This window comes from Vreelandella piezotolerans (genome assembly GCF_012427705.1).
GTDB lineage: Bacteria > Pseudomonadota > Gammaproteobacteria > Pseudomonadales > Halomonadaceae > Vreelandella > Vreelandella piezotolerans.
In genome coordinates, this window is sequence record NZ_CP048602.1 from 3375051 (window position 1) to 3386556 (window position 11506).

Annotated in this window: 12 protein-coding genes; 7 read left to right on the forward strand and 5 right to left on the reverse strand. The window is 61.3% G+C overall.

Annotated features, from left to right (window positions below; genetic code table 11):
• Window positions 1-10: 10 nt before the first annotated feature.
• The 7 genes from cheB to GYM47_RS15480 are packed head-to-tail and all read left to right on the forward strand — an operon-like array spanning window position 11 to window position 7585.
• Entirely contained in the window at window positions 11-1078 is a 1068-nt protein-coding gene (gene cheB / locus GYM47_RS15450; RefSeq protein ID WP_153843034.1) for a chemotaxis-specific protein-glutamate methyltransferase CheB, read from the forward strand.
• The gene (locus tag GYM47_RS15455; RefSeq protein ID WP_139525797.1) at window positions 1075-2457 is read left to right on the forward strand and encodes a CheR family methyltransferase; all 1383 of its coding nucleotides are present in this window, start codon (window positions 1075-1077) and stop codon (window positions 2455-2457) included. The genes cheB and GYM47_RS15455 overlap by 4 nt, the downstream gene beginning before the upstream one ends.
• Entirely contained in the window at window positions 2457-4574 is a 2118-nt protein-coding gene (locus GYM47_RS15460; RefSeq protein WP_153843033.1) for a hybrid sensor histidine kinase/response regulator, read from the forward strand. Before GYM47_RS15455 ends, GYM47_RS15460 begins: the two co-directional genes overlap by 1 nt.
• Window positions 4575-4596: 22 nt before the next feature.
• Window positions 4597-4953 carry a response regulator gene (locus tag GYM47_RS15465; protein WP_139525799.1) on the forward strand — a complete coding sequence of 119 codons (357 nt, stop codon included), beginning with the start codon at window positions 4597-4599 and terminating at the stop codon, window positions 4951-4953.
• 51 nt (window positions 4954-5004) lie between these two features.
• The gene (locus GYM47_RS15470) at window positions 5005-6693 is read left to right on the forward strand and encodes a diguanylate cyclase (protein ID WP_153843032.1); all 1689 of its coding nucleotides are present in this window, start codon (window positions 5005-5007) and stop codon (window positions 6691-6693) included.
• Window positions 6665-7204, forward strand: a complete 540-nt coding sequence (locus GYM47_RS15475; RefSeq protein ID WP_153843031.1) for a chemotaxis protein CheW — start codon at window positions 6665-6667, stop codon at window positions 7202-7204. The genes GYM47_RS15470 and GYM47_RS15475 overlap by 29 nt, the downstream gene beginning before the upstream one ends.
• A 12-nt stretch (window positions 7205-7216) precedes the next feature.
• The gene (locus tag GYM47_RS15480; protein WP_153843030.1) at window positions 7217-7585 is read left to right on the forward strand and encodes a hypothetical protein; all 369 of its coding nucleotides are present in this window, start codon (window positions 7217-7219) and stop codon (window positions 7583-7585) included.
• On the opposite strand, the gene GYM47_RS15485 is transcribed toward GYM47_RS15480, so the two are convergent.
• From GYM47_RS15485 to fdh3B, 5 genes are all read right to left on the reverse strand, one after another.
• Window positions 7574-8779: a molybdopterin molybdotransferase MoeA gene (locus tag GYM47_RS15485; protein ID WP_139525803.1), complete on the reverse strand. Its 1206-nt coding sequence runs from the start codon at window positions 8777-8779 to the stop codon at window positions 7574-7576. The two genes, GYM47_RS15480 and GYM47_RS15485, sit on opposite strands and share 12 nt — an antisense overlap.
• The gene (gene moaB, locus GYM47_RS15490) at window positions 8772-9290 is read right to left on the reverse strand and encodes a molybdenum cofactor biosynthesis protein B (RefSeq protein WP_139525804.1); all 519 of its coding nucleotides are present in this window, start codon (window positions 9288-9290) and stop codon (window positions 8772-8774) included. Before moaB ends, GYM47_RS15485 begins: the two co-directional genes overlap by 8 nt.
• A gap of 3 nt (window positions 9291-9293) precedes the next feature.
• Window positions 9294-9638 carry a DUF1244 domain-containing protein gene (locus GYM47_RS15495; RefSeq protein WP_139525805.1) on the reverse strand — a complete coding sequence of 115 codons (345 nt, stop codon included), beginning with the start codon at window positions 9636-9638 and terminating at the stop codon, window positions 9294-9296.
• A 103-nt stretch (window positions 9639-9741) separates the two neighbouring features.
• Window positions 9742-10854 carry a formate dehydrogenase subunit gamma gene (locus GYM47_RS15500; protein ID WP_176558214.1) on the reverse strand — a complete coding sequence of 371 codons (1113 nt, stop codon included), beginning with the start codon at window positions 10852-10854 and terminating at the stop codon, window positions 9742-9744.
• 11 nt (window positions 10855-10865) lie between these two features.
• Complete coding sequence (gene fdh3B, locus GYM47_RS15505) at window positions 10866-11480, reverse strand: formate dehydrogenase FDH3 subunit beta (RefSeq protein ID WP_139525806.1); 615 nt, start codon at window positions 11478-11480, stop codon at window positions 10866-10868.
• Window positions 11481-11506: the final 26 nt, after the last annotated feature.

The window sequence follows — 11506 nt, forward strand, 5'->3', positions numbered from 1 at the left end:
GGAGGCGTCGATGAGTGCAATTCGGGTCGTGATGGCCGATGACAGCCCGCTAGCGCGCGAGGTATTGCGCGACATACTCACTCGGGATGGTGATATCGAGATCGTCGGTGAAGCGACCAACGGTCAAGAAGCCGTCGAGATGGCGCGGCGGCTGAGCCCACAGCTCATTACCATGGACCTGACGATGCCCATAATGGATGGGCTCAGCGCCATCGAAGAGATCATGCACACCAAAGGGGTGCCCATCGTCGTGATTAGTGACCGTTCAGACGCCCAAACGGCCTATCGCGCGCTGGAAGTCGGCGCACTGGAAGTGCTGCCCAAGCCGGGGCTGGACGACGAGGATGCTCAGCGCCTTCTGGCACGGGTGCGGCTATTGGCAGGCGTGTCCGTGATCACCCGACTGCGCCGACGCGCTCCTGCGACACCCGCGCTCGCGCCTGCCAGGCCTGCGGCTGTCCCTATGTGCCCGACCGCCTCACGCGGTTTTCAGCGGGTGGTCGCCATTGCCTGTTCGACTGGCGGCCCCCAGGCACTCGCGCGGCTGTTAAGCAAGCTCCCCAAAGAGTTTCCCGCTCCCATCTTGATTGCCCAGCACATTAGCCCTGGCTTCATCGAAGGTATGGCGACATGGCTAGGGTCGCTCTGTACGCTGCCAGTGAGCGTCGCCCAAAGTAGCGAGCGCCTTCTGCCCGGACACATCTATTTGTGTCCGCCCGACAGTCAGATCAACGTAACGGCACAACACCGTTTGCAGCTGTCACCCGGCCCTGCACAGGCGCTCTACCATCCAAGCTGTGATGCCATGCTTCATAGCGTGGCGAGCGTATATGGAGCCGATAGTATTGGGGTGATTTTAACCGGTATGGGCCGAGACGGCGTCAGCGGCATGCGCGCGATTCAGCTCGCGGGAGGCACCACCTTGGCACAGGATGAAGCCAGCTCGGTGATCTACGGTATGAACCAAGAAGCCATCAATGCGGGCGTAGTACAGCAGGTGTTGGGGCTAGACGAGATCCCGACGCGCCTGCTTCGCGACGTGCGCTTCACCCCCTCACCCTGGCGGGCACCGCAATGAGTTCACTGGCACCGTTCAAGCAGTGGGTGCATCAACGCTGCGGGCTACATTTGGAAGGACTCGCTGAAGCGCGTTTGGTGCGCGCCATCGAAGCCTTGCACGTCGAACTCGGTACACAAGACAGCCACGTCATGCTGACTCGTTTGGCGGAAGATGACGCGCTGTTCGACCGCTTTGTTAGCCAGTTGACGGTCAACGAAACGTACTTCTTCCGCGAACCGGAAACCCTTCACTGGCTGGTAGAGACGTACCTGCCACGTCGGCTGGCCGAGCAAGGCGGTCCGCTACGCTTACTCAGCGCTGGCTGCTCCTCGGGGGAGGAGCCCTATAGCGTCGCCATGGCACTACAAGAGCGCTACGGCGACCGCGCTCAAACGCTGTTCACCATTACCGGCGGCGACGTCGACCAGCAGGTACTGAAAAAAGCGCAGGCAGGGCGCTATGCGGGCATGGCGTTTCGTGCCCTTCACCCTTCACTAAAAGCCCGTTTCTTCACCCCGGTCGGGCGCAGTTTTCAGCTGGATACCACGCTGCGTCAGTGGGTGACGTTTCAGCCGCTGAACCTGCTGTCGACGAGCGCTTGCCACATGGATGGCCCGTTCGATGTCATCCTGTTTCGCAACGTCTCGATCTATTTTGACGAAGCTACGCGCCGTACCATTCAGCACCAGCTCAAGCAGCTTTTAGCCCCTAACGGCATTCTGCTATGTGGCGTGACTGAAACCTTAGGTAACGATCTAGGCGTGTTCTCTCTCAAGGAGGAGCAGGGGGTGTTCTACTTTCAAGCTGAGCTGCCGATGTCAGCGCGCTCCGTCAACGAACTCGTGCCCGTCGCCCCGCAGGCAACGAACGCACCGGTGGCGAGCGAGCCCGCCCCCCATGCGGAGCCTCTGCCCGCCGAGCCCAGTCACCAAGAGGAACCGCCGCCCTTTTCAGCGCCACCGTCCGCTAACCACGACACGTTGCAGCACGCCCACGATGCGCTGAATCAAAACCGCTTCGACGACGCGAATACCCTGCTGATGCCGCTGTTGGCCGACGACCCGTGGAGCGTTGATGCATTGCTACTGGCGGGCCTCGTTGCCCGCTGGCAACAGCAGCCTCAGCGCGCGTACGATTATTTCAAACGTGCGCTCTACGTGTCCCCCGAGTGCTGGCCAGCCCACTTTTATCAAGCGGAGCTGCTACGCCAAGGCGAGTTACCTGACCAGCCCACTCAGCGGCAGCGCGGTTACGCCGCCGTCGTACGCTTGCTAGACGCCTCTCCGCTAGCCAGTGGCGGATTAAAAGTGATTGCCTCGCCTTTGCCTCCCGGCGATGCCTGCTTCTTGGCAAAACGCTATATGAACGAACATGCCGTCACACAGGGAGCGGGCTAATGGCGCTCGATATTCGACGCTTCATTCAGCGGTTCGTCGAAGAGGCTGCTGACCACTTGCCCCGCTTGCGCGAAGGCATCAGCGCTTTGGAGCAAGGCGCCGCTGATAAAGAGCGTATCAATGAGCTATTTCGCTCCGCGCATACGCTCAAAGGCTCATCGCGGATGCTCAAGCTCACCCCTATCACCGCGGTGGCCCACAGCATGGAGGAGCTGCTCAGCGCTTTTCGAGACGGCAGCCAAGTGCCTGGTCCCGATAGCATCAGTCTGCTATACCAAGCCACCGATGCGCTCGCTGACGATGTGGCCCAACTCGCCCAGGGCGCGTCTCCTGAGACGCTCGCCGTCGCCGACCCGGTGCTTTGCCAGGCGTTGGAAGCCGCTGCTCAACCCAGCACGGCCACTCTCTCCAACGCGGAGGAAGCCCCCGAACCCACAGCACCGCTGCCGCTGTCTCCACCGGTAAACCCACCGCGGCCCGCTGGCAGCGCGACCCTGGCACTCAGCGATACGGTGCGCGTGCGCCTGGAGCGATTGGACGATGTGATTCGTCTGATGGGCGAAGTGCTCTCGGGGCATCACCATCTGCATACGCTGGTCGAACAGGCGCAGGCGTTGGAAGCGCGTCTGCCTGGCGATCAGCGCAGCGCCATTCATGCCTTCAACCGCGACTTGAAAGACAGTGTGCTGAGCCACGATGCGTTAATGAGCGACCTTCACGAGCGCGCCCTGCAGATGCGTATGCTGCCCCTCGGCGTGGTCTTCGACCCGCTGGCGCAGATGGCCAGGGAGCTTGCCCAGTCACTAGGGAAGCATGTGGACTGCCGGGTGCGGGGCAGTGAGATCGAGCTGGATCGCCAACTGATCGACCGCCTTTCCGACCCGCTGATTCACCTGCTGCGTAACGCGCTGGATCACGGTCTAGAGACACCAGAGCAACGCAAAGCGGCAGGCAAACCCCCCCGAGGTCAGCTCGTACTTGAAGCTTGGCAGGATGGCAACTGGGTCGTGGTGGAAATGCACGACGACGGCACAGGTATTGCGCTGGACGCCGTCCGCCAAAAAGCCCTGGCCAAGCAGCTGCTCAGCGAAGAGCAACTGTCGGCGCTCAGTGAACAAGAGACGCTCGACCTGATCTTTTTGCCCGGTTTTTCGACCAAGGCGATGATCACCGACTTTTCGGGACGCGGCGTGGGTATGGACGTAGTGAAACGCACCATCATGGACGAGCTGAGCGGCGATTTGCAGCTCACCAGCGAGGCAGGCAAGGGCACGCGCTTTACGCTGCGTCTTCCACTATCACTGGCATTGATGCGGGTGCTGCTCATCAAAGCCGGCAACGTAACGCTCGGTATCACTGCCCCCCATGTGGCGGAGCTGGTCGAGTGCTCACCGGCGCAGTTCATCGACGCAGCGGGGCAGCCTACGTTGATCTTACGTAACGAGTTCGTGCCAGTAGTGCCGCTTGCCCAGTTGCTGGATCTGCCCGTGGCCGACACGCTGCCCGATCCGGCGTTACTGGTCGTCGTCCATCAGCGCCAGCAAAAACTGGCGCTGATCGTGGATACGCTGGTCGACGAGCGGGACATGGTGATCAAGCCGCTTCCCGAGCATCTACGCTACCTTCCCATGATCTCGGGCATGGTGTCTCAGGGGCGTAATGCGCTGGTCAGCCTTCTCCACGTCCCGGCGCTGTTTGAACGCGCCAAGCACCATACGCTCACCCCCCGTGGCGTAGAACCCAGCGGCACCGCTCACCGGATATTGGTCGTGGATGACTCTTTGAACACTCGGGAGATCGAAAAAGACGTGCTGGAAGCGTGGGGCTATCAGGTGACCCTGGCAGAGAATGGTCGCGATGGATTGAACAAAGCCCTGGCCGAGTCTTTCGATGCCGTGCTTACCGACGTTGAAATGCCCGTGATGGATGGCTTTGCGCTGACCGCCAGACTGCGCGAAAATGAGCTATATCGTCATAAGCCGATCATCATCATCACCTCTCGCGAAAAAGAGAGCGACCGCCAGCGGGGGATGGAGGTGGGGGCCGATGCCTACATCGTGAAGGGCAGCTTCGATCAGAACAACTTAGTGGAGACGCTCAAAGCCTTGTTGGGCTGAGTCTCCCGCCACGAGGATAACCATGCGAATATTGGTCGTAGACGACGACCCCTTAGCCGGGGAAATGACCGGGGCGCTGCTGGAGTTTCAGGGCCACGACGTCCTGCTCGCCAACGACGCCATGGAAGCCACCCACGAACTGGATTCCCATGACGATATCGCGCTGATCGTCAGCGACATGTATATGCCTCTGATCAACGGCATCGAGCTTTTGCACATGCTGCGAGAGCAGGGTGTCATGCTTCCCTTCATACTGCTCACTGGTGACACGCCGGATGATGCACTGCGCCAGACCCCAGGGCTCAGCGCTTGCTTACAGAAAGATGCCGCGCTAGACACGTCATTAGAGCGCGCCGTTGCCCAAGCGCTTGGTGCGTAGCCATGCCGTTACCCAGCTATGCCCGGCTCGTCCACTCGCACAGGTAGCCTGATGTCATCCTCTGCTTCTTCGCTGCACGATAAACTCAATCAACTGCGTCAGCGTTTCATCGACCAGTTACCCGCGCGTTTACAGCTCACTGTCGGGCTGTGGCAACAGAGCCAGGCCTCCGCCGAGGCACAGGCACGACTTGGCCCAGAGCTGCATCGGTTTTTCCATAGTTTGAAGGGCACCGGACGCTCACTGGGCTTCGAGCGCATTGCGCTATTGGCCGAGCAGGGCGAGGCCGCTCTCGACGGCCAAGCACCTGCCGGGCAGGTGGTGGAGCAGGTGTTCGTCCACCTCGCCGAGGAGCAGCAGCGGCTGCAGTCACTGCCTGAGCAACAGCGGGCACTGGCCGCCATGACCAGCGTCGAATTCTCGCCAAAGCCAGTGCAAACCCGCAGCAAGCGTCAGCGGCTGATCTACCTATGCGACGACGAACCGGACCAAGTGAGCCAACTGCTGCACCACCTGCGCTGCTTCGGCCACGAGGTAGTGCACTTCGAAGACACGGATACGTTCTTCAACGCCGTGATCACGCGTCGTCCCGACGCCATCATCATGGACGTGCAATTCCCTCAAGGTAATACGGCGGGCACCGAGACGCTCGCCAGCCTCAACAAGCTGACCGGTGAACCGCTGCCCTCGATCGTCCTCTCCGCCCACGGTGATTTTCACTCACGCCTCAGCGCCGTGCGAGCAGGCTGTAACGGCTACTTCACGAAACCGGTGAAACCGCTGGACTTGATGCTGGCCGTGGATGAGCTCACCACGCCCAGCGACGAAGAGCCGCTGCGCATTTTGATCGTGGACGATGAACCAGAGGTCGCGGCATATCATGCCCTCCTGCTGGAGCAAGCGGGGATGGCCGTACAGCAGGTCAATCACCCCGCCGATGCGCTGACGGCCCTCGAGCGATTTAGTCCCGACCTGCTGCTCGTCGATGTCTACATGCCCGTTTGTTCCGGCGAAGAGCTGGCGAACATCATTCGCCAACAGCCCGAACACGTGGGTCTACCGATCATTTATCTATCGAGCGAAACCGACAGCCAAAAACAGCTCTCGGCCATGACGGCGGGCGTCGAGGCCTTCATCACTAAACCCGTAATCCCCGATGAACTGGTCTCGGCCGTCACATTGCGCGCCGAGCGCCTACGTTTACTGCGCTCGCTGATGACCCGTGACAGCATGACCGGGCTATATAACCACAGCACCACCACCGAACTCATCAGCAAAGCATTGGCACAAGCGCACCGTGACAACACCGAGCATGCCATGGCGATGATCGACATCGACCACTTCAAAGCGGTGAACGATACCCACGGCCACCTTGCCGGTGATCAGGTCATCATCACCCTGGCAAGGTTGCTGAAAACCCGCCTGCGCATGTCGGATATCATCGGGCGTTACGGCGGCGAAGAGTTCGTCGTGCTACTCAAGGGGGTCAGCGACGAGCGCGCCTGCGAGCTGATCGATGCACTGCGCCACGACTTTGCCCAGGTGGACTTTCATGCGGGCGGCACGCGCTTTCGCTGTACGTTCAGTGCCGGCATCAGCCGTTTTCCTAACCACCCCTCCACCGAGTCGCTGCGCCTGAGTGCGGACCAGGCGCTCTACCGCGCCAAGCATCAGGGGCGCAACCAAGTGGTCACCAGCACGGAGCAGGACGATGACGGACTCCCCACGGACTGCCCCTGAGGCGAACGCCACCTTCGCGCAGGCGTTCAACGCGCGCGGCGATGAGACAGCCATTGTGGAGGTGGATGAGCCCAGTCAGCAGGTGGTCCTCTTCCAGCTCTCCGGTCAACCGTTTGCGCTGCCCGGCCAGGCAGTGAGCGAAATTTTGAAAGGCGACACGCCAGTGTATTTCGTCCCTGGCTTGCCAGATTCCACCGAAGGGGTAATTCACCTGCGCGGCCAGATCGAATCACTGATCACGTTGCAGCCGCTGTTGGGCCTTGCTCCGTCTCAAACCGACGGCATGATGCTTGTCGTGAAAGGCGCCGGCATCCGCAGCGCGGTCCGCATCGATCAGTTGCAGGATGTCTGCGAGCTGCCGATAAGTGCTTTGAAGACGCCTCCCGACACCCTGCCCAGTGCGCTGCGTCCCTACGTAAGCGCGCTTTGGCAATCCGATGACACGCAGCGCGCCACGGCTCTCCTCGACCCCGACGCACTGCTTCAAGCGTACCTACAGGGTCTTGGCTAGCCAGTGAGTACCGTGACCTGTGTTCGCTTCAACGCCTGCGGCCATCAGTGGGCGCTGGAAGCTCACCACGTCAGGCGTATCGATAGCGCCGCGACGCTGGCACGTTACGTGTCTTTCGAGACACTCATGTGCCGAGGACCTGGACACTCGAGTCGCTGGCTCACGCTGATCGACCGCCAAGGCCCTTGGCAGCTTGGCCTGCCTGGCGACAGCGAGCTTATCCCTCTCCAGGTCGCTGACCTCCACCCTCTGCCGCCGCTTTTGGCCGCCCGCACTTCCTACCCGGCGCTTTGCGGCGTCGCCCTGGAAGGAGCGTCCATGACGCTTCTTCTTGAGGGTGGACGACTCGGCCTGCCCGTCGATTCTGACTCAGTGGACTAACCACAAACAGGTCACCCGGCTGCCCGGCTCTACTTGGCAGTGCGGTTCGATCACGGCCAACGCATCAGCCGCAATACACGAAGAGAGCACGGCTGAGTTTTGGTCGTCGAACGCCTCGGCCTCTATCCCCTCGGCGGTAAAGCGCAACGCCACGCGCATGTAATGCTGGCGCGGACCGGTGTCAGTGGCGAACCTAGCCGTGGCCGTCAGTCGCGGCAACGACCCAAGCGAGGGGCAATCTAGGAGCGCCCCAATGAGCGGCCGCAGAAACAGCCATGCGCCCACGAACCCCGATACCGGGTTGCCCGGTAACCCCACGAAACGCGCAAGGCTACCGTCGTCACGGGGGAGTCGCCCCAACGCCAGGGGCTTACCGGGACGAATCGCCAGCTTCCACATATCGAGCTGGCCTAGCGATTCCAGGGCCGCTTTGACGTGGTCTTCCTCACCCACGCTCACACCACCCGTGCTCACCACCACGTCGGCGTCGGCAGCTGCGGCGTTCAACAGCGCGACGGTCTGGGCGTAGTCATCGGGTACGCTCACCAACTGAACCACCTCAGCACCAAACGTCTCTAGCAGGCGCTTGAGCATCGGGCGGTTGGAGTTATACAGCTGGCCAGGCTCGAGCGGCGTACCGGGATCGACGATCTCATCACCGGTGGAGAGCAGCGCCACCCGAGGACGACGACGAACGCTGACGTCGGTGATGCCCTGCCCCGCTAAATGCCCTAACGCTGCGGCCTCCAAGCGCTCACCTGCATTGAGCAGCAGATCGCCTTGACGTACGTCGCGCCCCTGCAAGCGCACGTTATCACCGGCAGGCACATCGTCTGGGATAAGCGCTTCGCCCTCCTTTTCGACCACCCGCTCCTGCATCACTACGCAGTCAGCGCCGGGGGGCATCTGCCCGCCGGTGAAAATCCGCGCGCAGGTGCCCGCTGCCAGCGGCTGTGCCGTATCGCCCGCCGCAACTCGCTGGCTGACCAACAGCCACTTACCGGCGTCTACAGCGCGCAGCGCATAGCCATCCATCGCGCTGTTATTGAAAGGAGGCACGTCCAGCGTCGCCGTGACCGGCTCGGCCAGCACACGGCCAGCGGCGTCGTTCAACGCGACTCGTTCAACCGCTAGCGGCATAACCTCGGCCAGCAGCGCGTCGAGCGCCGTTTCGATCGGCTGCAGCTCAGCCATGCTGCCCCCGGCCTGGAATCACCAAGTTGGCAAAGTTACAGGGCTTATGGCGGCTATCGAGCTGCTCGGCCAGGATGCCGTCCCAGCCGGTGCGGCAAGCGCCGGTGGAGCCCGGCAGACAAAACACCACCGTGGCGTTGGCAAAACCGCCCAGCGCGCGGCTCTGAATGGTGGAGCTACCGATCTCATCGCCGCTCAGCTGGCGAAAGCGCTCGCCAAAGCCTTCGATGCGTTTATCCAGCAGTACCGAGACCGCCTCGGGTGTGGAGTCACGCCCGGTAAATCCGGTGCCACCGGTGGTCAGCACCACCTGCACGCTGGGGTCGGCGATCCACTGCGCCACCACCGCCCGAATTTGATACACGTCATCCGGCACGATGCGCTTGTCGGCCAAGCGGTGGCCCGCCTCGGTCAACCGCTGCACCAGCGATTGGCCCGAGCGATCGGTCTCTTCCGTGCGAGTATCCGAGACGGTGAGCACCGCGATGTTCAGCGCTTCCATGGCATCCATCGGCTACTCCTCGCGCTCATTTCGAGCATTGGCTTGTTTCCTGGCTTGACGCGCCTCGAGCGCGGCGAGCTGTTCCGGCGTCGCCTCGCCCTGGTGATGCGCCTTCCACTCACTGTAGGGCATGCCGTAGACATACTCGCGGGCGGCCTCCAGATCCAGCTCGGTGCCGTGCTGATCAGCGGCGGTCACCAGCCATTTCGAGAGGCAGTTACGGCAGAAGTCCGCCAGAATCATCAGGTCGATGTTCTGCACGTCTTTATTGTCATCCAGATGCTTCAGCAGGCGGCGAAACGCGGCGGCCTCCAGCTCGGTGCGGGTGGTGGCATCCAGTTCGTCAAATGTCGCCATGGTCATTCCTCTTTCCCAATGCATGGAAGTGCAGCATAACAAAAGACACCGCCCGAAGGCGGTGTCGAAGGGCATTCACGTTCACTGATGTCGACGGAGTGACTCAGCTTGGCTTAGCGGCAGAGTTGGCTGCCGAATGCTCGCCGCTGTCACCCGCTTTACGCGCCGCTATCTCTTCTTCGCTGATGGCCTGATCTTTGACCTCTTCGTACCACAAATTGTGGTGCTCTTTGGCCCAGGTTTCATCCACGTAGCCGGTGGTCATGCCTTCCAGCGCGCCTTCCGTGCCCAGCGTGCCGATGTAGATGTGGCCCAGCGACACGGCGGTCAGGCCGAGCGCTCCTACGGCGTGGATGATGTTGGCCCACTGCATGGTGTCGCGACCCTGGTCGAAATTGGGGAAGTCGAGCACGAAGCCGCTCGCCACCACCAGAATGCCGACGGATGCCAGCAGCCAATACCAGGCTTTTTCACCGCCGTTGCAGAAGCCCGCATCGACATGGCCTTTGCCAATCATGCCGCCGCCTTTTTTGAACCATACCCAGTCGTGCTTTTTGGGAATGTTCTCTTTGATCAGGCTAATCAGCATGATCACCAGCAGCACCCCGAAGATCGGTCCCAAATAGTTGTGCAGCACTTTGGAGGCCGACACCATCCAGCCCCATACGGCATCGCCAAATAGAGAGCGGAACACGAACTTACCCAGCAGCAGGTTGAGTCCGGTCAATGCCAGGGTGATGAACAGCGTGGCGACGGTCCAGTGTAGAGCGCGCATTAGCAGCGACCAGCGCAGTAGCAGACGACCGGTGCGCGGCTCTTCCAGATACTTCCGCCCGACGATGAAGTAGAACAGCGCGATCAGTGCTGCCATGCCGCCAATGGCAATCATGCCAAACGGCGACACCCAGCGATTACGCAGAATGCGCCACGTTTCGCCGCTCGCGTTGATCAGGTTGTAGTTACTTTCATGCCGCGAGTCGCGGTAGTTGGGCCCGGTTTCTCCGCTGCGCACCTGACGCCACTGGTCGGCGGTGATGCCCGGCGCAGCCGTGGTCATTTCACGATCTGGATCGGCTTGCGCCACGGCCATTTGGGTGACGCCCAGGCTGGCCACCAACAGTACCAGCATGAGACAGAGACGCCAGCCGCGCTGTAGCCAGCTAGCGGTGCCGCTAGGCGCCCGTGAGGGCACCTTTGTCATGGTCAAGGTTGTCATGACACGCCTCCTTACCCTTTGCGGGCAGCATCGTAGGCAAGGTTGTCAGTGCTAGCCTGAGGATTGTTCGACCACGCACCATCTTTATGGCCACGGTGTACCACGCGTTGACGGAAGATATCGGCAACGTCCTGCGCGTCTCCGGCCAGCAGCGCTTTAGTGGAGCACATCTCGGCGCACAGCGGCAGCTTGCCTTCTGCGATGCGGTTAGAGCCGTACTTCTGGTACTCCTCTTCTTTGGTTTCGGCGGGACCACCAGCGCAGAAGGTGCACTTGTCCATCTTGCCGCGCTCGCCGAACGCATCTTGCTGCGGGAACTGCGGCGCGCCAAAGGGACAGGCGTACAGGCAGTAACCACAGCCGATACATAGGTCTTTATCGTGGAGTACGATGCCGTCGTCGGTTTTGTAGAAGCAGTCGGTGGGACATACCGCCATGCAGGGGGCATCGTCGCAGTGCATGCAGGCAACGGAGATGGACATTTCGTCCGCTTCACCGTCGTTCAGGGTCACCACGCGGCGGCGCTGAATGCCCCACTCGACGTCATTGGCATTCTTACAGGCAGTGACGCAGCCATTGCACTCGATGCAGCGCTCGGCGTCACACATAAATTTCATTTGAGCCATGGTGTTCTCCTCGTGCCGGTGCGGGG

Coding starts and splice junctions, on each gene's coding strand:
- cheB (WP_153843034.1), top strand. CDS start 11: ATGAGTGCAATTCGGGTCGTGATGGCCGATGACAGCCCGCTAGCGCGC.
- GYM47_RS15455 (WP_139525797.1), top strand. CDS start 1,075: ATGAGTTCACTGGCACCGTTCAAGCAGTGGGTGCATCAACGCTGCGGG.
- GYM47_RS15460 (WP_153843033.1), top strand. CDS start 2,457: ATGGCGCTCGATATTCGACGCTTCATTCAGCGGTTCGTCGAAGAGGCT.
- GYM47_RS15465 (WP_139525799.1), top strand. CDS start 4,597: ATGCGAATATTGGTCGTAGACGACGACCCCTTAGCCGGGGAAATGACC.
- GYM47_RS15470 (WP_153843032.1), top strand. CDS start 5,005: ATGTCATCCTCTGCTTCTTCGCTGCACGATAAACTCAATCAACTGCGT.
- GYM47_RS15475 (WP_153843031.1), top strand. CDS start 6,665: ATGACGGACTCCCCACGGACTGCCCCTGAGGCGAACGCCACCTTCGCG.
- GYM47_RS15485 (WP_139525803.1), bottom strand. CDS start 8,779: ATGGCTGAGCTGCAGCCGATCGAAACGGCGCTCGACGCGCTGCTGGCC.
- moaB (WP_139525804.1), bottom strand. CDS start 9,290: ATGGATGCCATGGAAGCGCTGAACATCGCGGTGCTCACCGTCTCGGAT.
- GYM47_RS15495 (WP_139525805.1), bottom strand. CDS start 9,638: ATGGCGACATTTGACGAACTGGATGCCACCACCCGCACCGAGCTGGAG.
- GYM47_RS15500 (WP_176558214.1), bottom strand. CDS start 10,854: ATGACAACCTTGACCATGACAAAGGTGCCCTCACGGGCGCCTAGCGGC.
- fdh3B (WP_139525806.1), bottom strand. CDS start 11,480: ATGGCTCAAATGAAATTTATGTGTGACGCCGAGCGCTGCATCGAGTGC.